Annotated in this window: 19 protein-coding genes; 6 read left to right on the top strand and 13 right to left on the bottom strand. The window is 70.7% G+C overall.

Annotated features, from left to right (window positions below; translation table 11 throughout):
• Nucleotides 1-6: 6 nt before the first annotated feature.
• Nucleotides 7-861, bottom strand: a complete 855-nt coding sequence (locus ACIRRY_RS07620) for an NAD-dependent epimerase/dehydratase family protein (RefSeq protein WP_403970835.1) — start codon at nt 859-861, stop codon at nt 7-9.
• 123 nt (nt 862-984) lie between these two features.
• Here ACIRRY_RS07620 and ACIRRY_RS07615 point away from each other — a divergent pair, with 123 nt between their 5' ends.
• Nucleotides 985-1,833: a helix-turn-helix transcriptional regulator gene (locus tag ACIRRY_RS07615; protein ID WP_403968981.1), complete on the top strand. Its 849-nt coding sequence runs from the start codon at nt 985-987 to the stop codon at nt 1,831-1,833.
• Between the two features lie 127 nt (nt 1,834-1,960).
• Here the strand turns inward: ACIRRY_RS07615 and era are convergent, their stop codons facing one another.
• Nucleotides 1,961-2,920 carry a GTPase Era gene (gene era, locus ACIRRY_RS07610; RefSeq protein ID WP_403968980.1) on the bottom strand — a complete coding sequence of 320 codons (960 nt, stop codon included), beginning with the start codon at nt 2,918-2,920 and terminating at the stop codon, nt 1,961-1,963.
• A gap of 192 nt (nt 2,921-3,112) precedes the next feature.
• On the opposite strand from era, the gene ACIRRY_RS07605 reads away from it, so the two are divergent.
• Nucleotides 3,113-4,432: an ammonium transporter gene (locus ACIRRY_RS07605; protein WP_403970833.1), complete on the top strand. Its 1,320-nt coding sequence runs from the start codon at nt 3,113-3,115 to the stop codon at nt 4,430-4,432.
• Nucleotides 4,429-4,767, top strand: a complete 339-nt coding sequence (locus tag ACIRRY_RS07600; RefSeq protein WP_328683430.1) for a P-II family nitrogen regulator — start codon at nt 4,429-4,431, stop codon at nt 4,765-4,767. The genes ACIRRY_RS07605 and ACIRRY_RS07600 overlap by 4 nt, the downstream gene beginning before the upstream one ends.
• On the opposite strand, the gene ACIRRY_RS07595 is transcribed toward ACIRRY_RS07600, so the two are convergent.
• The 8 genes from ACIRRY_RS07595 to ACIRRY_RS07560 all read right to left on the bottom strand — a co-directional run bounded on the left by ACIRRY_RS07595 (nt 4,661) and on the right by ACIRRY_RS07560 (nt 11,719).
• Nucleotides 4,661-5,674: a WxL protein peptidoglycan domain-containing protein gene (locus ACIRRY_RS07595; RefSeq protein ID WP_403968978.1), complete on the bottom strand. Its 1,014-nt coding sequence runs from the start codon at nt 5,672-5,674 to the stop codon at nt 4,661-4,663. The genes ACIRRY_RS07600 and ACIRRY_RS07595 overlap by 107 nt on opposite strands.
• Nucleotides 5,675-5,753: 79 nt before the next feature.
• Nucleotides 5,754-7,070: a beta-xylosidase gene (locus tag ACIRRY_RS07590; RefSeq protein ID WP_403968976.1), complete on the bottom strand. Its 1,317-nt coding sequence runs from the start codon at nt 7,068-7,070 to the stop codon at nt 5,754-5,756.
• Nucleotides 7,071-7,278: 208 nt separating this feature from the next.
• Complete coding sequence (locus ACIRRY_RS07585; protein ID WP_403968974.1) at nt 7,279-7,764, bottom strand: hypothetical protein; 486 nt, start codon at nt 7,762-7,764, stop codon at nt 7,279-7,281.
• 302 nt (nt 7,765-8,066) lie between these two features.
• Nucleotides 8,067-8,420 (bottom strand): cytidine deaminase, encoded by a 354-nt coding sequence (locus ACIRRY_RS07580; RefSeq protein WP_403968972.1) that lies wholly within the window; start codon nt 8,418-8,420, stop codon nt 8,067-8,069.
• 48 nt (nt 8,421-8,468) lie between these two features.
• Complete coding sequence (locus ACIRRY_RS07575) at nt 8,469-8,828, bottom strand: MmcQ/YjbR family DNA-binding protein (protein WP_403968970.1); 360 nt, start codon at nt 8,826-8,828, stop codon at nt 8,469-8,471.
• Complete coding sequence (locus ACIRRY_RS07570; RefSeq protein WP_403968968.1) at nt 8,825-10,132, bottom strand: hemolysin family protein; 1,308 nt, start codon at nt 10,130-10,132, stop codon at nt 8,825-8,827. The genes ACIRRY_RS07575 and ACIRRY_RS07570 overlap by 4 nt, the downstream gene beginning before the upstream one ends.
• Before the next feature lie 21 nt (nt 10,133-10,153).
• Nucleotides 10,154-10,651 (bottom strand): rRNA maturation RNase YbeY, encoded by a 498-nt coding sequence (ybeY, locus tag ACIRRY_RS07565; RefSeq protein WP_403968966.1) that lies wholly within the window; start codon nt 10,649-10,651, stop codon nt 10,154-10,156.
• A gap of 12 nt (nt 10,652-10,663) precedes the next feature.
• Nucleotides 10,664-11,719 (bottom strand): PhoH family protein, encoded by a 1,056-nt coding sequence (locus ACIRRY_RS07560; protein WP_403968964.1) that lies wholly within the window; start codon nt 11,717-11,719, stop codon nt 10,664-10,666.
• A 324-nt stretch (nt 11,720-12,043) separates the two neighbouring features.
• Here ACIRRY_RS07560 and ACIRRY_RS07555 point away from each other — a divergent pair, with 324 nt between their 5' ends.
• A complete protein-coding gene (locus tag ACIRRY_RS07555) occupies nt 12,044-12,763 on the top strand; it encodes an FAD binding domain-containing protein (protein WP_403970831.1) in 720 nt (239 codons plus the stop codon).
• A 54-nt stretch (nt 12,764-12,817) separates the two neighbouring features.
• Here ACIRRY_RS07555 and ACIRRY_RS07550 read toward each other — a convergent pair whose 3' ends face one another.
• The 3 genes from ACIRRY_RS07550 to ACIRRY_RS07540 all read right to left on the bottom strand — a co-directional run bounded on the left by ACIRRY_RS07550 (nt 12,818) and on the right by ACIRRY_RS07540 (nt 16,430).
• Nucleotides 12,818-13,975 carry a carbohydrate kinase family protein gene (locus ACIRRY_RS07550; RefSeq protein WP_403968962.1) on the bottom strand — a complete coding sequence of 386 codons (1,158 nt, stop codon included), beginning with the start codon at nt 13,973-13,975 and terminating at the stop codon, nt 12,818-12,820.
• A gap of 185 nt (nt 13,976-14,160) precedes the next feature.
• A complete protein-coding gene (locus ACIRRY_RS07545; protein WP_403968960.1) occupies nt 14,161-15,450 on the bottom strand; it encodes a glucarate dehydratase family protein in 1,290 nt (429 codons plus the stop codon).
• Entirely contained in the window at nt 15,447-16,430 is a 984-nt protein-coding gene (locus ACIRRY_RS07540; protein ID WP_403968958.1) for a 5-dehydro-4-deoxyglucarate dehydratase, read from the bottom strand. Before ACIRRY_RS07540 ends, ACIRRY_RS07545 begins: the two co-directional genes overlap by 4 nt.
• Before the next feature lie 117 nt (nt 16,431-16,547).
• Between ACIRRY_RS07540 and ACIRRY_RS07535 the strand changes: the two genes are divergently transcribed.
• Both ACIRRY_RS07535 and ACIRRY_RS07530 read left to right on the top strand, forming a co-directional pair.
• The gene (locus tag ACIRRY_RS07535; RefSeq protein WP_403968956.1) at nt 16,548-17,330 is read left to right on the top strand and encodes an IclR family transcriptional regulator; all 783 of its coding nucleotides are present in this window, start codon (nt 16,548-16,550) and stop codon (nt 17,328-17,330) included.
• 362 nt (nt 17,331-17,692) lie between these two features.
• Nucleotides 17,693-18,994 (top strand): MFS transporter, encoded by a 1,302-nt coding sequence (locus ACIRRY_RS07530; protein WP_403968954.1) that lies wholly within the window; start codon nt 17,693-17,695, stop codon nt 18,992-18,994.

Here is an 18,994-nt window from a genome sequence, read left to right as displayed (position 1 = left end):
CCCGGGTCAGAGCGCGCCGGCCTCCCGCGCGGTCCACGCCGTGGGGTACAGCGGGCGGTAGCCCAGCTCCCGGCGGATCCGTTCGGTGGACATGATGCCGAACCACGGGTCGGGATCGGTGTTCCGGTCGAGATCGGCGGGGATCCCGACCCCGTTGAGCAGGTGCAGTTCGACCGCGGTGACCGGGGCGTCGTCGGCGATGTTGTAGACGCGGCCGGCGACTCCCGGGGCGTGCAGGACGCGCAACAGGCCCTGGGCCACGTCCGCGTGGTGGCCCATGTGGAGGCGCTGGTTCGAGGCCCAGTTCGCGGCCCACTGGAGGGAGTTGGCGAGGTGGGGGTCGCCCTCGCCGTAGACGAAGGGGAGGCGGGCGACCCGTACGTCCATGGTGTCGAGGGCGAGGAGTTCGCGTTCGGCGGCCACCTTCGACTCGTTGTAGGCGCCCCACATCTGGCCGCCGGGCCGGCTCTCGTCCTCCTCGGTCAGCGGCCGGCCGCGTCCCACGCCGTACACCATTCCGGTGCTGACCTGGACGAAACGCCGTACGCCCGAGGCCAGCGAGGCCTTGCCCAGGGCGACCGCCGCTTCGTGGTTGACGGCCCAGGCCTCCTCGTCCGGTACGCCGCGGAAGGAGGCGGCGACGTTCACGACAGCGTCGACGCCGGAGACCGCCTTGCCTAGGACGTCGGTGTCGCGCAGATCGCCTACGACGACCTCGGCGCCCAGTTCCGCGAAGCGCTCGGCGCGGGCCGCGTCGCGCACGATCACCCGTACCCGCTCCCCCGCCCTCGCCTGCGCCAGCAGCCTCGGTACGAAGCGCCGTCCGACCTGTCCGGTCGAGCCTGTCACCAGTGTCAACATCATCTGCTCCTCACGGTCTGGTGCCACCAGCCTCGGAGCGATCCGGCGCGGCCGGGAGAGACCTTCCGATCAGGGGATCGGCAGTGCCTGGATAAGCCGGGCGGACTGCCGCACCCTGGAAGCGTGAACCGAGCCGAACTCGCCGACTTCCTGCGCCGCGGCCGGGCCCGCCTGGACCCCGCCGACGTGGGCCTCACGGCCGGCGCCCGGCGCCGTACGCCCGGGCTGCGCCGCGAGGAGGTGGCCCAGCTGACCGGCATGTCCGTGGACTACTACACACGCCTGGAGCAGGCCCGTGGCCCGCGCCCGTCCCGCCAGATGCTGACGGCGCTCGCGCGGGCGCTCCGGCTCACGGACGACGAACGCGACCACCTCTTCCACCTGACGGGCGAGGAGCCGCCGCGCAGGGGAGGCGGGACCGCGCACCTGCGGCCGGGTCTCCTGCTGGTCCTGGACCGGCTGCACGACACCCCGGCGCATGTGTCGAGCGACTGCGGTGAGGTGATCGCCCAGAACGCGATGTCACGGGCGCTGACGGGCGACGCGTTCGCCCGCCCGCCCCGGGAACGCAACCTGCTCCGCCGCTTCTTCCTGGACCCGGCGGCACGGGAGCTGTTTCCCCCGGAGGACATCCCGGAGCACGCGCGTTCCCATGTGGCGAACCTGCGCGCGGTGGCCGCGGCCCGCCCCGACGACCCCGAGCCGGCCGCACTGGTGGCCGAACTCCGGGCGTCCAGCGAGGAGTTCGCGCGACTGTGGGAGGACCACGAGGTGGCCGTACGCCGCCGGTCCACGAAGCGCTTCCGCCACCCGCTGGTAGGCCTCCTGGAACTGGACTGCGAGATCCTCCTGAACCAGGACGCCCACCACCTGCTCATCGTCCACACGGCGCGCCCGGGGACGGAGTCGTACGAGCGCCTGCAGCTGCTGCGGGTGATAGGCCTTCAGGACATGTCCCTCACCAACACCTGAAAGTTCCGGCAGGCAGAATCAGCCCCTCCGGCGCTTGAGGAGCGGGGTCTGGGGCGGAGCCCCGGAAGGATGGGACGGGTAGGGGCGGCGGGGGCGAAAAAAGCCCCCAGAACCCCCAACTCCCCCTCTAGAACCCCAACTTCCGCAACTGCCGAGGATCCCGCTGCCAGTCCTTCGCCACCTTCACATGCAGGTCCAGGAACACCGGCGTACCGAGCAACGCCTCGATCTGCTTACGCGACTTGATCCCGACCTGCTTCAGTCGCGCACCCTTCGGCCCGATGATGATGCCCTTCTGGCTGGGCCGCTCGATGTAGACGAACGCGTGGATGTCGAGAAGCGGCTTGTCGGCGGGCCGGTCCTCGCGCGGCAGCATCTCCTCGACGACGACGGCGATGGAGTGGGGCAGCTCGTCCCGGACACCCTCCAGCGCGGCCTCACGGATCAGCTCCGCGATCATGACCTGCTCGGGCTCGTCGGTGAGGTCACCCTCGGGGTAGAGGGCCGGGCCCTCGGGCAGCAACGGGATCAGAAGGTCGGCGAGCAGCTCCACCTGCTGGCCCGCGACCGCCGACACCGGCACGATCTCCGCCCACTCGAACCCCAGCTCCTTGCCGAGCTGATCGATCGCGATGAGCTGCTCGGCGAGGGTCTTGGAGTCGACGAGGTCGGTCTTCGTGACGATCGCGATCTTCGGCGTCTTCTTGATCGACGCCAGTTCCTTCGCGATGAAACGGTCACCCGGGCCCAGCTTCTCGTTCGCCGGCAGGCAGAAGCCGATGACGTCGACCTCGGCCCATGTCGTACGGACGATGTCGTTGAGCCGCTGCCCGAGCAGGGTGCGCGGCTTGTGCAGGCCAGGGGTGTCGACCAGGATCAACTGGGCGTCCGGCCGGTGCACGATGCCGCGGACCGTGTGCCGCGTGGTCTGCGGCTGGTCGGCGGTGATCGCCACCTTCTGGCCGACCAGAGCATTCGTAAGGGTGGACTTGCCCGCGTTGGGGCGGCCCACGAAGCAGGCGAAGCCGGCGCGGTGGGGAGCCTCCGACGACTCAGGCGGCTTGGATGACGGGGTACGAACGCTCATGGCGCCCATTGTCCCTGATCCACAGGCCCCCGCCGCACAACAGTCCACCCGGGCCTCACACGGTGAGCTTTCGGTAACGCCACGGCAATGAAACGTCACGGAAACACCCCTGTGCACAACCGGAAACCAGCGCCGGTGACCCTCTGACGAGCCCCCACACCGTTGGAGACAACCGTGACGACCGCGCCGACCATGACCTCTGCCGCCGCACTCGCCGCCGAGCACATCGACACCGGCGACACCGCCTGGCTGCTCGCCGCCACCGCCCTGGTCCTGCTGATGACCCCGGGCCTGGCCCTCTTCTACGGCGGCATGGTCCGCACGAAGAGCGTCCTCAACATGCTGATGATGAGTTTCGTGTCGATCGCCCTGGTCACGGTGGTGTGGCTGGCGGCCGGTTACTCGCTCGCGTTCGGCGACGACATCGGCGGCGGGCTCATCGGCGGACTGAAGCACGCCGGCATGGCGGGCCTCGGCCCGGACTCCGTCCACGGCACCGTCCCCACCCTCCTCTTCGCCACCTTCCAGCTCACCTTCGCGATCATCACGGCCGCGCTGATCAGCGGCGCGGTCGCGGACCGGGTGCGCTTCGGGGCCTGGCTGGTGTTCGTGCCGGTCTGGGCGCTGCTCGTATACGTTCCCGTGGCGCACTGGGTGTGGGGCCCGGGCGGCTGGATCGCAGCGCACCTCGGCGCCCTCGACTTCGCGGGCGGCCTCCCCGTCGAGATCACCTCGGGCGCCTCGGGTCTGGCCCTGTGTCTGGTGGTCGGCCCGCGCCTCGGCTTCAAAAAAGACGCCATGCGGCCGCACAACCTGCCCATGGTCATGCTGGGCGCGGGCCTGCTCTGGTTCGGCTGGTTCGGCTTCAACGCGGGCTCCGCGCTCGGCGCCAACGGCCTCGCCGCCGCGGCCTTCCTCAACACCCTCGCCGCGGGCTGCACCGGCCTGCTCGGCTGGCTCTTCGTCGAGCAGAAGCGCGACGGCCACCCCACCACCCTGGGCGCGGCCTCGGGCGCGGTGGCCGGTCTGGTCGCGATCACCCCGTCCTGCGGCTCGGTCTCGCTCCTCGGCGCGCTGGTCGTCGGCCTCGCCGCCGGTGCCGTCTGCTCGTACGCGGTCGCCTGGAAGTTCAGGCTGAACTACGACGACTCGCTCGACGTCGTCGGCGTCCACCTGGTCGGCGGCGTCATCGGCACCCTCCTGATCGGCGTCTTCGCGGCCACCTCGATGACCGGCGGCCCCGAAGGCCTCCTCTACGGCGGCGGGCTCGCCCAGCTCGGCAAGCAACTGGTGGCCGTGGTCGCCGTAGGGGCGTACGCGTTCCTCGTGACGTACGGCATCGGGAAGCTGCTCGACAAGGTGATGGGCCTGCGGGCGAGCGAAGAGGAGGAGCGGACGGGGCTCGACCTTACGGTGCACGCCGAGACCGCATACGATCACGGCGTCCTGGGGCACGGAGCCCCGGTCGGCCCGTCCGTCCCCTCCTTTCAGAAAGTCACGTCCCAGCCATGAAGCTCATCACCGCGATCGTCAAGCCGTACCGCCTCGACGAGGTCAAGACGGCGCTCCAGGAGCTCGGCGTGCACGGCCTGACCGTCACCGAGGCCAGCGGCTACGGCCGGCAGCGCGGCCACACCGAGGTGTACCGGGGCGCCGAGTACCGCGTCGACCTCGTCCCGAAGGTGCGGATCGAGGTCGTCGTCGACGACGCGGACTCGGAAGCCGTGATCGACGCGATCGTCAAGGCCGCGCAGACGGGGAAGATCGGGGACGGGAAGGTGTGGTCGATTCCGGTCGAGACGGTCGTACGGGTACGGACGGGCGAACGCGGCCCCGACGCGCTCTGACCGCGAGCACTCCCCCGGCGAACCCGACGGCGAGCAGCAGCAGCGCCGCGAGCCACGGCAGCGCGAAGAACGACGCGCTCGCCGACTGCTTCGTTCCGGTCGCGCTGGCGGTCAACGTGACGTCCCCCCAGTCGAGTTGAGGCGCGTCCTTCCACCGCTCGCTGAGCTTCACGCTCTGTCCGGGCAGCAACTCGGCCGGGATCCGGGTCAGTCCGCGCGAGAGCAGCGTCCGGCCGAACAGGCCCTGCGCCTTCAGCTTCACCTTCGGGTCGAGGGTGACGTTGCCGGTGTTGTGCAGCGTGTAGGAGATCGTCGCGTCGCTGTCCCCCAACCCCGGTACCAGCGGCTGGTGATGGGACACGCGGACGTGCTCGACGGCGAGCGCGGGGAGCGTCGGTCCGCTCACCCGGAGGTAGACACGGGCACCGACGGCCCGCTGCACACCGAGCGCGAGCGATCCGTCGCCCTTGTCGACGCGCTCGTCCAGGGCGACCAACGCGCCCGGGTGGTCGCCCGGTTCGGCGCCCTCGGGTACACGCAGGGTGAACGGCACGGTGACCGACTTGTGGGCGGGGACGGTGACCCGGGACTTCGCGGGCTTCGCCCACGCGCCCACCCCGTGCATCGCCTCCTTCACCGTCCGCACGGCGAACCCGCCGTCGCGCGCGGTGTTGTAGGCGTCGGCCGCGTACAGCCGGAAGGTGAGCGGCTTCGCCGTCCTGTTGGCGACGACCACCTTGTCCTGGATGGTCTGGCCGGGATCGGCGGAGAGATAGAAGTACGGCCGCGCGGCGATCTGCGAGGCGGCCGGGTACACGGACCAACTGCCGTTGTCGGCGGCGTGGGACGACGGCGCGGCGAGCACGCCGAAGCACAGACTCAGGAGGAGGACGTGCAGCTTTCGCATGGGTGCGGACCCCCACGGACGTGGTGTGCGGCGGTCGGGCGGGTGCGGGCGCCCGGCCACCGGAGGTGAGTTCGGACGGTCAGGTGAGCGTGAGCGTCAGAACGCCGGAGTACGAGCCCGGAGGCGTGAACGCCGGTACGTTCAGGGAGAGTCCGGCATCGACGGTGAACTCGCCGCCGGTGACCGTGCCGTCGGGTGTCGACGCGAGCGTCGCTCCCGAACTGCCCACCGTGCCCGCCGAACCGGCGACACAGGTACTCGGGCTGCCCGCCTTGGTGGCGCAGGCGGGTGTCCAACTCAGCGCCCCGGCATCGATCTTGGCGCCGGGACCGGTGAAGTCGGTGACCTTGCCGGTCAGGGACCAGCCCGCGGGTCCGCCGCGGAAGTCCTGGACCGTCACCGTGTTCAGGGCGCCCGTGGAGGCACCGCCCTTGCCGAAGTCGACGGCGGAGAGACCGACGGCGTCCCCGGCCTGTGCCATCGACAGTGTGCCCGCCTTGACGGTCGTCGTCAGTTTCTGACTCCCGGGCGGAACGGGCGTGGTGTCGTTGACGACATAGGCGGCGGGACCGGCGCCCAGGTCGGTGCTCCACGCACTGCCCTCGTACGCCACGATCCCGGTCGTCGTCTTGTCGTTGACGACCAGCGAGCCGCTGATGGTGCCGGCGCTGGTGGCCGTGACGGTCGCCGTGTCCGCGGTCTGGGCGGTGCCGGACCGTCCGGCCAGGGTCACGCTGGCACCCGGGGTGAAGTTGCTGCCGGTCACGGCGACGCTGTCACCGGCGTTCCCGGAGGCCGAACCCAGGCTGATCGCACGGGTGTTGACCGGAACGGTGGCGGTCGCGGTGACGGTCTCGGAGACCGGCGCCGGCGGGTTCGTCACCGTGCAGGGGGTGTCCAGCTCCAGGATGTAGCTGGTGTGGATGTTGTAGTCGCTGGGCGAGAGGGTGATCGCGCCCGGAGTGGTGACCGTGAAGGTGCCGGTCATGGAGAACGACGGGAAAGGAGCGTTGCCGGCCACCGGGTCGTTCTTCTTGGGTCCGGCCACCGTGACGTTGCCGGTCTGGGCACCGCCGAGGGTGACGTTCCCGGTGGGCGTCATGATGTCGGCCGGCAGCGCGAGGGCGGTCGGGTTGCCGGCGGCGGGCTTGACCACCGTGTAGGTCACGGTGACGGTGTCGCCGACCTTCGGCGCGGTGTTGTCCACCGTGATCGCGGCGGTCGTGGTGCCGTCGATCGGCGGGAGGCCCGCGATCGCCGGCGGGATGCAGTGCGTTGCGAAGTCCACGTTCGTGGACGCGCCGGCCGGACAGGCCAGCGCACCGCCCGTGGCGACCGCGAGCGCGGTCACCCCGAGCAATGACGCCCATCGGCGTCTTCGGGATGTCGTAGCCATGGCTGTGCCCCCTCCTGAGGACGGTGGGCGCAGCGGCTCGTCCGCGCCCACAGGGGGCATTGATGTGGGGAACGCGTGAGAAGTCAATGCACAGGCCGAAATTAACTGATGGGCCGTCAGCTTCCGCCAACAGCGGAAGCTGACGGCCCAGTTGAGCCCGTGGGGGGATGTGTCGGGCGACTCCTCAGTCGACTTCTCCGGTGACTTCTCAGTCGAACACGAACGGACCCGGCGACTGCGCTCCGGTGGCCGTGCACGTCACGGCGATACCGAAGATGGTCATCTGAAGCGAGCCGCCGTAGGCCTCCAGGCTGTCACCGGAGGCCACGGTCCCGTCGAGCGGGCCGACGGTGACGGCGTCGCCGGTCGCCATGGCCGGGTTGGCCGTCCCGCTGAAGACGGTCGTGCCGCCGCTCGCGTTCACGAAGGTGAAGGTGGAGGCGATGGAGTCCTGCGCCAGGGGCAGCGGCGCGGTGATGGACGAGGTGACGGTGACCGTGGCCGCCGTACCGTCCTGCGTCGCGGTGATGGTGGCCGCGCCACCGCCGAAGATGCCGCAGTCCGCGGTGATCGTCGCCGTCTGGGGAGTGACGGCGAGCGCACTGGGCGCGAACGCCAGCGAGGCGGCCGCGAGGACCCCCGTCACCAGAGCCGCACCCGTTCCGATTCGCTTGCTTCTCAGCTTGCCTTTCATGGGACTGGTTCCCTTCCCGTGTCTGGGAATGCCATGTGGGGACGGACGGGAGAAACCCCTCAGCCCCACTCACGGACACGGTGCGGTGCGCCACGCGAGCAGAATCTGACGGTCCGTCGGAACTTACGGTTCCATTGATGCGCGGGAGACGGGGGAAGAGCAAGGGCGAAATCTGGACGGGTCAATTCCGGACAGGGATGCCTCTCGGACGAGGGTCGGCGTATGTCAGCCCGTCCGGCGTTTGAGGACGAGGCCCCTTCAGGGCCGATCGGGGGTCTGGGGGCGGAGCCCCCAGCACCACCTCAGCCGGCAGCGACCGTCAGCCGAACAGTCCCGTCCGGCGCAGCCACGTGCACCGGCGTCCCCGGCCCACCCAGATCCCGTACGGCAGCCCGATCCTCCGCCGAAACGCCGTCGGCACCCGTCACAACCGCCGCCGCCTCAAGAGACTTCGCCCCAGACGCCACCGCCATCGCCACAGCCGTCCGCAACGCGCTCAACTTCAACGACGAAAGATCAACGGTCCCGGCGACATACGTACGCCCCGTCTCATCCCGTACGGCCGCGCCCTCCGGCACACCATTACGGGCCCGAGCCGAACGGGCCAGGGTGACGATCTTGCGGTCCTCAGGATCAAGCGCGCTGCTCTCGGTCATGCACAGAGCATACGAAGGACCGGCACACTCACCCCGCCAAGGCCCGGTTCAGGGACGGTCGAGGCGGAGCCGCTCGGCGCGCGGTAGCCCGGCGACGACCAGGTCGTACGAGTCCTCCACCAGCTCCCGGACCAGCCGGTCCGAAAGTCCCCCGTCCACCGTCACCGTGTTCCAGTGCCGCTTGTTCATGTGCCACCCGGGGATGATCAGCCCGTCGTGCTCCTCGCGGAGTCGGATCGCGTCCTCCGGGTCGCACTTGAGGTTGACCGTGAGCGGGAGGGCGTCCAGCCGGGTCACGGCGAAGAGCTTGCCCAGCACCTTGAAGACGGACATGTCCGGGTTGAAGGGGAAGTCCTCCACCACGGCGTTGAAGGACAGACAGAAGGCACGAAGTTCCTGCGGTGTCACTCCGGCTTCGCCTCCCCCTCGGCCGGGTCGGCCGCCCCCACCGGCTCCACCAGCACCGTCACGATCTTGTTCCGCCGCCCGGCCGAGGCCTCCGCCGTCAGCCGTAGTCCGCGGCCGTCCGGGAGTTCCACGACGGAGGAGGCACCGGCGATGGGGACACGGCCCAGCGCCTTCGCGAGCAGTCCGCCGACCGTCTCCACGTCCTCGTCGTCGTACGCCTCGAAGCCGTACAACTCCCCCAGGTCGCCGATGTCCAGGCGGGCGGTGACCCGGTAGCGGTCGTCGCCCAGCTCCTCCACCGGAGGGAGCTCCCGGTCGTACTCGTCGGTGATCTCGCCGACGATCTCCTCCAGGATGTCCTCGATGGTGACGATGCCCGCCGTGCCGCCGTACTCGTCGATGACGACGGCGACGTGATTGCGCTCCTGCTGCATCTCGCGCAGCAGATCACCGGCGTTCTTCGTGTCCGGCACGAAGCTCGCGGGCCGCATGGCCGTCGAGACCAGCTCGGACTCGGCATCCCGGCTGATGTGCGTCTTGCGGACCAGGTCCTTGAGGTACACGATCCCGACGATGTCGTCCTCGCTCTCACCCGTGACCGGGATGCGCGAGAAGCCGGAGCGCAGCGCGAGCGTGAGGGCCTGACGGATCGTCTTGTAGCGCTCGATGACCACCAAGTCCGTGCGGGGGACCATGACTTCACGCACAAGGGTGTCGCCGAGTTCGAAGACCGAGTGCACCATCCGGCGCTCCTCGTCCTCGATCAGCGACTCCTTCTCGGCGAGATCCACCAGCGCCCGCAACTCGGCCTCGGACGCGAACGGGCCGCGCCTGAAGCCCTTTCCGGGCGTGAGCGCGTTGCCGATGAGGATCAGCAGATACGGGATCGGACCCATGATCCGCGCGAGCGGCAGCAGCACGTACGCCGCCGCCGTGGCCGTGTTGAGCGGATGCTGACGCCCGATCGTGCGCGGGGAGACCCCCACCGCGACGTACGACACGAGGACCATGACGCCGATCGCGGCGAGCAGCGCGGGCGCGGTGCCGTGGATCACGTGCAGGCACTCGTAGGTGACCAGCGCGGCGGCGGCCATCTCGCAGACCACCCTGACCAGCAGCGCGACATTGAGATAGCGGGTCGGGTCGGCGGCGACCTGCGCGAGCTTGGCGCTGCCGCGCCGACCGGACCGTACGGCCTCCTCGGCGCGGAAGCTGGAGACGCGCGCGAGGCCCGCCTCCGCGCAGGCGGCGAGCCAGGCGACAACGACAAGGGCGATGGCCCCGACGACGATCTGAGGACTCATGAGACGTGATGCCCCGGTGCCTTAGGAGACCGTCGGAGCCGGGGACGGGCCGGTGTGGCCCTTCTCCGCGCGCCAGCCGTCCACGATCGCGGCCTGCAGACCGAACATCTCGGCCTTCTCGTCGGGCTCCTCGTGGTCGTAGCCGAGCAGGTGCAACACCCCGTGGACGGTGAGGAGTTGGAGCTCCTCGTCCATGGTGTGCTGCGTGTCGGCCTCGGCCCCCTGCTTCGCGGCGACCTCCGGGCACAGCACGATGTCACCGAGGAGTCCCTGCGGAGGCTCCTCGTCGTCCTTGCTCGGCGGACGCAGCTCGTCCATCGGGAAGGACATGACATCGGTCGGCCCGGGCAGGTCCATCCACTGGATGTGGAGCTGCTCCATGGCGTCCTCGTCCACGACGATCACCGAGAGCTCGGAGAGCGGGTGGATGCGCATCCGCGCGAGCGCGTAGCGGGCGATGTCGAGGATCGCCTGCTCGTCGACCTCGGTTCCGGACTCGTTGTTGACGTCGATCGACATGGTCGTGCTGATCTACTTCCGCTTGTCACGGGCACCCTTGTGGGTGCCGTTCTCCGTACCGTTCTCGCTGTCGTACTTCTCGTACGCGTCGACGATACGGCCGACCAGCTTGTGCCGTACGACATCCTGCGACGTCAGACGTGAGAAGTGCACGTCGTCGAGCCCCTCCAGGATGTCCTGCACCTGCCGCAGCCCCGACTTCGTGCCGCTCGGCAGGTCGACCTGTGTCACGTCACCGGTGATCACGATCTTCGACTCGAAGCCGAGCCGGGTGAGGAACATCTTCATCTGCTCGGGGCTCGTGTTCTGGGCCTCGTCCAGGATGATGAACGCGCTATTGAGGGTGCGGCCCCTCATGTATGCCAGCGGCGCCACCTCGATCGTCCCCGCCGCCATCAGCTTCGGGATCGAGTCCGGGTCCAGCATGTCGTGCAGCGCGTCGTAGAGCGGGCGCAGGTACGGGTCGATCTTCTCGTACAGGGTGCCGGGGAGGAAGCCGAGACGCTCGCCCGCCTCCACCGCCGGGCGGGTCAGGATGATGCGGTCGACCTGCTTGGCCTGGAGGGCCTGGACCGCCTTGGCCATGGCGAGGTAGGTCTTGCCGGTGCCGGCGGGGCCGATGCCGAAGACGATCGTGTTCTTGTCGATCGCGTCGACGTACCGCTTCTGGTTGAGGGTCTTGGGGCGGATCGTGCGGCCTCGCGAGGACAGGATGTTCTGGGTGAGCACCTCGGCCGGTGTCTCCGCGGGACCATCCCCGTTCTCGCTCGCCCTGAGCATGGCGATCGAGCGTTCCACTGCGTCCTCCGTCATCGGCTGCCCCGAGCGGAGCACCAGCATCATCTCGTCGAACAGGCGCTGGACGAGGGCCACTTCGCGGGCGTCGCCGGCCGCGCTGATCTCATTGCCCCGGACGTGGATGTCGGCCGCCGGGAAGGCCTTCTCGATCACACGCAGGAGGGCGTCGCCGGATCCCAGGAGGGACACCATGGGGTGCTGGGCGGGGACGGTGAACTCTGCTCTCGCCTGCTTCTGCGCGGGGGTGTGAGCTGTGGGTGTCTGAGTCATGGGCCGGCTCTGTGGCCTTGCTCGTCCTCCTCGATATGACTCGCCCGCCACAAGGGCGGCCTGGTGATTCCCAGGGTACGCCGGGCCACTGACAACGCCGTAGGGCTTTTCGGTGACCGTCGGGCCACGAAATACGGGGTGGCGCGGGGGGTGCCGGGGAGTGTTCCCGGCGCAGGGCGGGCGCACAGGGTGACGCCGTGAGCCCTGTTCGCGCCCCCTCGCTTGTACGGACAATGTGCTGTGTCAGCCAAGTGTCAGCAGGAGATCCGGCCGGTGGGCCGTGACTCCCACCCCCGGGCCGTAAGGGAAAGCAGGTCGGCCGCTGTGTTCGTGCGTCTGCCCACGTCCGTGTCCGAAGCGCAGGAGTGCCTGACCGAGGGGGCGGTGCCCGTCGGCGGGGCGACGCTGGTGTGGGCCTCCTGGCAACGGGACGGGTTCCCGGAGCAGGCGGTGTCCCTGCGGGCGCTGCCCGAGGCCAAGGTGATCGGGGACGGGACGCTGGGCGCGGCCGTACTGCTGCACGAGATCGACGAGCGGGTGCCGGAGGTGCTGCGGCGGGCGGCGAAGGGTGTGGGGACGGGCGCGGTGCGCCGGACCGCGACGGTCGGCGGGAACATAGTCGGCAGTTCGCTGCGGTGTCTGCTGCCGGCCGCGCTGGTGCTGGACGCCCGCGCGGTGGTCCTGGAACCGGACGGTCCCGTCGAGACCGACCTCGCCGAACTGCTCGCGAAGCGCCCGCTGCTGCTGAACCTGCGCTGGGACGAGCCGATCGCCAGCGGCTATCGCAAGCTGTCCGACCAGTTGCGGGGCGAGGTCCCCTTCGTGGTCGCGGTGGCGGTGGGGGCGGGCGCGGAGACGCCCGTGCTACGGGTCGCGGTCCGTGACGGTTACGACGTGCTGAGCGAGAGCGTTCCCTACGACACCGACGCGCGCCGCGTCCTCGGGACCCTGGCGCTCACTCCGCTCGGCACCTTGCCCGAGGCGGTCTTCGAGGCCGTATGGGAAGAGGTCACGGGTGTGCTGGAGCGCGCGGGAGCCTGCTGAGCAGGAACGGTTCGCCGGGGGCGGGTGACGCGTGTCCGCCCGCTCACGTCGTCGTCACGCCGACCCGCCGAACCCGATCGTCGGCACCGCCCGCCGCAGCGGCCACGGACTGCCGTTGCCCTGTTCCTCCGGTACGAGTCCCGCCAGGAACGCGTACCGGCTCAGGGCGGTCGGGTCCTGGCCCTCGACCGACTGCACCTTGCGCCACCAGGCGCCGATCTCCGACCAGCTCGGTGCGGAGAGGGAGCCGCCGAACTCCTGGACGGAGAGGGCGGCGGTGAGTCCGGCGAAGGCGAGGCGGTCGGCGAGCGGCCAGCCGGCCAGGGTGCCGGTGACGAAGCCGGCCACGAAGACATCGCCCGCGCCGGTGGGGTCGAGGGCCTCGACGGCGATCGCCGGGACCGCGGCGGACTCCCCGGTACGCCGGTCCACCGCGTAGGCGCCGTCCGCGCCGAGGGTGACGACGGCGAGGGGTACGTGTTCGGCGAGGGCGTGGGCGGCGGCGCGGGGGCAGTCGGCGCCGGTGTAGCGCATGGCCTCCTCGGCGTTCGGCAGGAACGCCTCGCAGTGCGCGAGGTCGGCGAGTCCGGCGAGGTCCCAGGCTCCGGTGTCGTCCCAGCCGACGTCGGCGAAGATCCGGGTGCCCTCGCTCGCGGCCTGGGCGACCCAGGGCGCCTGCTTGCCGGGGGTGAGGGAGGCGACGGCGGCACGCGCGCGTGGCGGGCAGTCCGGGGCGCCGCCCTGGCCGAACACGACCTCCGGGGGCGGCTCGTGGCCGTGCGAGACCATCGTGCGTTCGCCCTCGTAGGCCATCGACACGGTGACCGGGGAGTGCCAGCCGGGCACCTTGCGCGAGGCGGAGAGGTCGATGCCCTCGCCCTGTTCCAGCGCGTCCCAGCAGTACTCGCCGTAGTGGTCGTCGCCGAAGGCCGCAGCGAGGGAGGTGCGCAGGCCGAGGCGGGACAGCGCGGTGGCCATGTTGGCGACCCCGCCGGGGCTCGACCCCATCCCGCGGGCCCAGGACTCGGTCCCGCGCACGGGGGCGGATTCGAGCCCGGTGAAGATGATGTCGAGGAAGACGGTGCCGGTGAGGTACACGTCCCAGGGCGGATCGTCCGCCGCGCGCAGCCCCTCCAGCGGGTCGACCCCGCAGGACGGCCCTTCGCTGCGGGACGACGGTCCCTTTCCGGTGGACGCGTTGGACGCGGTCACGGTGCGCTCCCTGACGTGATACGGATCAGGCCAGTGTGCACCACCACGCGCGCGTGAGGGCGGCTCCCGCACCGGGACCGCCCGTCACGCCGGTGTCGGGCAACCGCAGGTCCGGGCGCTACGGCGGCTGTCGGGCGCTGCGGTGCGTGCCGCACCGCGCGCGTCCGGATCCGGTCACCCGGTCCCTACCAGCGCGGCATCGAGGGCGTCACCCACTCCGGGTCGGTGATCCGCATCGCCGCCGCGTCGTCGCGCTCGCGCAGCGCACCGTCGTCGTCGAGCCAGCGCTGGTGCAGCAACTCCAGCTTGGCGCGGTCGAGTTGGACGCCGAGGCCGGGGGCGTCGGAGACGGTGACCTTGGCGTCGGTGAAGGTGAGGCGTTCGGTGAGGACATCCTCCGACTGCCAGGGGTAGTGGGAGTCGCAGGCGTGGTGGAGGTTCGGGACGGTCGAGGCGACGTGGGTCATCGCGGCGAGGCTGATGCCGAGGTGGGTGTTGGAGTGCATGGAGATGCCGACGCCGAACGTGCGGCAGATGGCGGCCAGTTGCTGCGTGTTGCGCAGTCCGCCCCAGTAGTGGTGGTCGGAGAGCACGACCTGTACGGCGTCCTTCGCGAAGGCCTCCTTGATCTCGGCGAACGTCGTCACGCACATGTTGGTGGCGAGCGGTACGTCGGTCCCGGCGGACACCTCGGCCATGGCGGGGGTGCCGAGGGCGGGGTCCTCCAGGTATTCGAGGACACCGCCCAGTTCCTTCGCGACCTTCAGTGAAGTCTCCACGGACCAGGCGCCGTTGGGGTCCAGACGCAGGGGGTGGTCGGGGAAGGCCGCCGCCAACGCCCGTACGGCGGCGATCTCTTCGTCGGGCGGGAAGACCCCGCCCTTGAGCTTGAAGGAGGTGAAGCCGTAGCGCTCCTTGAACTTCCGTGCCTGCTCGACGACTCCGGCCGGGTCGGTCGCGGCGCCCCAGTCGTCCTTCTCGCTCGCGACGCCCTCGGGGTGGTCGGCCCACTTGTAGAAGAGGTACGCGCTGTATTCGACGGCGTCCCGCACCTTGCCGCCGAGCAGCGCGTGCACGGGCAGCGCGAGGGACTTGCCGAGCGCGTCGAGGCAGGCGACCTCGAAGGCGGAGACGACGGACAGGCGCAGCTTGTCGGCGGTCTGGACGCCGCGCAGTCCGCCGACGTCGACCTGCGAGGAGGTCCGGGAGGCGTCGACCGTGACCTCGTCGGCGACGGTGAACAGGCCGTTCAGGTCGCTGACTTGACGGCCGATCAGTTTCTCCGCGTAAGGCCGGGCCAGTTCCAGGTACTTGGTGTCGCCGTAGGTCTCGCCGAGGCCGGTGATCCCGTCGGCCGTCTCGATCTCGACGATCAGGCGCGGGGTGTACGGCTGGTGGACGCCCTGGGTGTTCAGCAGCGGGGGGTCGGCCACCAGGATCGGGGTCAGGCGGACGTCGGCGATGGTGAGGTTCACAGCGCGGCTCCTACGAGGTCGAGTCCGGTGGCGAGCAGGGCGGTGAGGTCGGCCAGGTCGGCGGCCGTGGGGTCGGTGAGCGGGGCGCGCACGGGGCCGACCGGGCAACCGCGCAGCCGGGCCGCCGACTTGACCAGCGACACCGCGTATCCCGGTACCCGGTCGCGGAGTTCGACGAACGGGACGTAGAAGTCGCGCAGCAGTTTCTCGATCGTCTTGTCGTCCGCCTTGAAGTCCGTCTTGTCGTCCCCGTCGCGCAGGGCGTTGAAGAAGGCGTTCGCGATCTCGGGGGCGAAGGCGTGGACGGCGGAGGAGTAGGCGGGGACGCCGACGGTGGCATAGGCGCGGGCCTGGATCTCGGCGGTCGAGGCGCCGTTGAAGAAGAGGAAGCCCTCGGGGGCGGCGAGCGTGAGGCGTTGCAGGCGGTCGAGGTCGCTGTGCCCGTCCTTGAGGCCGATGACGCCGGGAATCTTCGCGATGCGCCTCAACGAGGCTGCCGTATAGGCGACTTGGCCGCGCTGGTAGGCGATGAGCGGGAGCCGGGTGCGGGCGGCGAGCTGTTCGAGCTGGGCGACCAGGCCGTCCTGCGGGGCGGCGACGAGATAGTGCGGCAGGACGAGGAGCGCGTCCGCGCCGGCCTCCTCGGCGATGCGCGCGAAGCGGGCGGCCTGCGCCCAGCCGTAGCCGACTCCGGCGACGACGGGCACGCGGCCGGCCGCCTCCTCCACCGCGATGGTGACGACCGTGCGGTACTCGTCCTCGTCGAGCGAGAAGAACTCGCCGGTGCCGCAGGCGGGGAACACGGCGCCCGGGGCGGTGGCGATCCGCTCGGCGACATGGGTGCGGAAGCCGTCGGGGTCGAGGGAGCCGTCGTCATGGAAGGAGGTGAGCGGGAAGGAGAGCACGCCGCCCGCCATCCCGTGCCGGAGCCTGCGGACCACGGACTCCGTGGTCTCCGTCTCGTCGTTCGCTGGGGCCATATCCCCGCCATCTCCCTATGTAGACGTTATCCATGTATGAAGACAGAGGTTAGATACGCGAACCGTGACCGTCAATGGGGCCCGTCGCGTCCCGGCCGCCCTCGCTACCATCGGCGCATGTCAGAGCCCGGTGGCGTCCGCGAGGTGAAGTCCGCCGCCCGCACGGTCGAGCTGCTCGAACTGCTCGCCGCGCGCGGCGACCGTCCCGCGCGCCTCCAGGAACTCGCCGACGAGCTGGAGGTGCCGCGCAGCTCGATGTACGCCCTCCTCCAGACCCTGATCGCACACGGCTGGGTCCGCACGGACATCACCGGCTCGCTCTACGGCATCGGGCTGCGCGCCCTGCTCACCGGCACGAGCTATCTGGACTCCGACCCCCGGGTGCGGGCCGTACGGCCGTATCTCGACGAGGCGTCGCAGGCGCTCGGCGAGACGATCCACCTGGGGCGGCTGGACGGGCGGGACGTCGCGTATCTCGCGACGCGGGAGTCGCACGAGTACCTGCGGAGCATCAGCAGGGTGGGGCGGCGGCTCCCGGCCCATGTGGGCGCCCTGGGCAAGGCCCTGCTCGCCGAACGGCCGGACGCCGAGTTGCCCGACGGGCCGTACGAGGCCGCGACGCCGAACACCCGTGCCGACCGGGAGTCCTTGGCCGCCGACCTCGCGGGCGTCCGCGCCCGGGGCTACTCGATCGACCGCGAGGAGGGTGTCCTGGGGATCGTCGGTTTCGGCTTCGCCCTGCGCTACGACAGCCCGCCGCTGGATGCGATCAGTTGCTCGGTGCCGGTTGTCAGGCTGACGGCTGAGCACGAGAGGGAGATCGTTGCCGTGATGCGGGAGGTCCGGGCGAAGATCGAAGGGGCGTCGGCCGGGGCCGGTGGGGCTGTGCACTGGCGGTAGTGGGCGCGCCTTCTGGGGGCTGCGCCCCCGGGCCCCCGCTTCGGCCCTGAAGGGGCCTCGTCCTCAAACGCCGGCCGGGCCGAGTATGTGCGGCCTGCGTTGAAATGAGCGGACGAGCCGATGTTGCCGGCCTGCGTCAAGAAGTGAGTGGACCGGCCGGAATCTGCTGGCCGGCACTGGAAATCGGGCGCTCGTATACCCGGCCTCTCACCCCCCAAACTGAACGTGCCCCAGATCACACCCCCCGCCCTTCTTTCGTGAACCGCGTGCTTGATACAAATTGGCCGCGCGTTCCTGTCCGTCGACGGTCGTCGCCCAATCCCCTTTTTGAGCCGCTTCTTTCGCATGCCCTGGGAACGCCCGTGTTCGCCCGCAGCACCACCACGCCCTGGCCCCTCGTCGCCCTTTTCACGGCCGGGTACCTCGCCCCCTACCTGCTACCCACCACCGTCGGCCGGCTCGACGCGGGACTGCCGCTGTCCGCGACGCAGGCCGGTGCGGTCGGCAGTGCGCTGCTGCTGAGTTCGGCCGCGGCGGGCTTTCTGCTCGCCTCGCGGGTCGAACGGGTCGGCCCGCGCGCACTCGCCCGGATCGGGCTCGCCCTCGCCGTGCTCGGCTACGGCTCGGCCGCGTTCACGCACGCCGTCCCGGCGGTCGTCGCGGGCGCGGTCGTCGGCGGATTCGGATCGGGTACGGCCACCACCGTCGCCGCGTCCGGGATCGCCGCCGAACGGGACCCCCACCGCGCTTCCACACTCGGCCTGTTGTGCGTGTCGGCGCTCGCGGGCACCGTCTATCTGACGGTTCCGCACCTCGGCGCGGGCCACGGCCAGCCGCTCGCCGCGATCGCGCTGACCGCACTCGGCGTATGGCCGCTGACCGGCCGCCTCCCGGTGCGTACGGCGACGACGGAGCACGCGCGCGTGGAGACCGCCGGGCTCCCCCACCGCCGCGCCGGACTCGTCCTCGCCGCCACCCTGCTGTGCTGGTCGCTCGCCCAGAACTCCCTCTGGGGCGTCAGCGGCCGCATCGGCATCACCCAGGCGCACCTCTCCGAGGTCACCGTCGGCGCGGTCTTCGCGATCGCGCTCGGCACCGGGCTCGTCGGCGTGATCGGCGCGGGCGCGCTCGGCTCCCGGCTGGGGCGCGCGGTACCGATCGGCGCGGGCACCGCGCTCATCGCGGGCTGCATCGTGCTCAGCGCGTCCGCGCACGACCTGAGGACGTTCGCGACCGGCGAGATCGCCTGGAACACCCTCTACCCGATCGTCCTGTCCTACGTCCTCGGTCTCGCCGCCTCCCTTGACCCGCGCGGGCGTTGGGCCGTTCTGGTCGGCTCGGCCTCGTCGCTGGGGACGGCTGCGGGACCGCTCGCGGGCAGCGTGCTGTCGGCACGGGCCGGGTTCCCCGCGATGGGCGCGATCCTCGCCGTGGGGCTGGTCGTGATCGCCGTACCGATGACCGGAGTCGCACTGCACACCGGTGGACGGCGCGGCGGTACCCCGGCCGCCGTGGTCGCCGCGTCCGGCGGCATCCCGACGGGGCCGGTACCGGAGGTCGTCGAGATCCTCCCGGCGGGTCTCCCGGCCGTTCCCACGCAGGGTTCCTACGACGTCGCCGGACCCCTGCGGGCGGGCGCCGCGCCGGGGTCCGGGAGACCGTGA

The organism is Streptomyces sp. NPDC101776 (genome assembly GCF_044766845.1).
Classification (GTDB): domain Bacteria; phylum Actinomycetota; class Actinomycetes; order Streptomycetales; family Streptomycetaceae; genus Streptomyces.
Note: the sequence above shows the minus strand (reverse complement) of the source record. Positions and strands in the feature narration are given on the sequence as shown.

What these genes read in the sequence shown, in the direction of transcription:
- ACIRRY_RS07620 (WP_403970835.1), bottom strand. Translation starts at nt 861, where the DNA reads ATGTTGACACTGGTGACAGGCTCGACCGGACAGGTCGGACGGCGCTTC.
- era (WP_403968980.1), bottom strand. Translation starts at nt 2,920, where the DNA reads ATGAGCGTTCGTACCCCGTCATCCAAGCCGCCTGAGTCGTCGGAGGCT.
- ACIRRY_RS07605 (WP_403970833.1), top strand. Translation starts at nt 3,113, where the DNA reads ATGACCTCTGCCGCCGCACTCGCCGCCGAGCACATCGACACCGGCGAC.
- ACIRRY_RS07600 (WP_328683430.1), top strand. Translation starts at nt 4,429, where the DNA reads ATGAAGCTCATCACCGCGATCGTCAAGCCGTACCGCCTCGACGAGGTC.
- ACIRRY_RS07595 (WP_403968978.1), bottom strand. Translation starts at nt 5,674, where the DNA reads ATGCGAAAGCTGCACGTCCTCCTCCTGAGTCTGTGCTTCGGCGTGCTC.
- ACIRRY_RS07590 (WP_403968976.1), bottom strand. Translation starts at nt 7,070, where the DNA reads ATGGCTACGACATCCCGAAGACGCCGATGGGCGTCATTGCTCGGGGTG.
- ACIRRY_RS07585 (WP_403968974.1), bottom strand. Translation starts at nt 7,764, where the DNA reads ATGAAAGGCAAGCTGAGAAGCAAGCGAATCGGAACGGGTGCGGCTCTG.
- ACIRRY_RS07580 (WP_403968972.1), bottom strand. Translation starts at nt 8,420, where the DNA reads ATGACCGAGAGCAGCGCGCTTGATCCTGAGGACCGCAAGATCGTCACC.
- ACIRRY_RS07570 (WP_403968968.1), bottom strand. Translation starts at nt 10,132, where the DNA reads ATGAGTCCTCAGATCGTCGTCGGGGCCATCGCCCTTGTCGTTGTCGCC.
- ybeY (WP_403968966.1), bottom strand. Translation starts at nt 10,651, where the DNA reads ATGTCGATCGACGTCAACAACGAGTCCGGAACCGAGGTCGACGAGCAG.
- ACIRRY_RS07560 (WP_403968964.1), bottom strand. Translation starts at nt 11,719, where the DNA reads ATGACTCAGACACCCACAGCTCACACCCCCGCGCAGAAGCAGGCGAGA.
- ACIRRY_RS07540 (WP_403968958.1), bottom strand. Translation starts at nt 16,430, where the DNA reads ATGGCCCCAGCGAACGACGAGACGGAGACCACGGAGTCCGTGGTCCGC.
- ACIRRY_RS07535 (WP_403968956.1), top strand. Translation starts at nt 16,548, where the DNA reads ATGTCAGAGCCCGGTGGCGTCCGCGAGGTGAAGTCCGCCGCCCGCACG.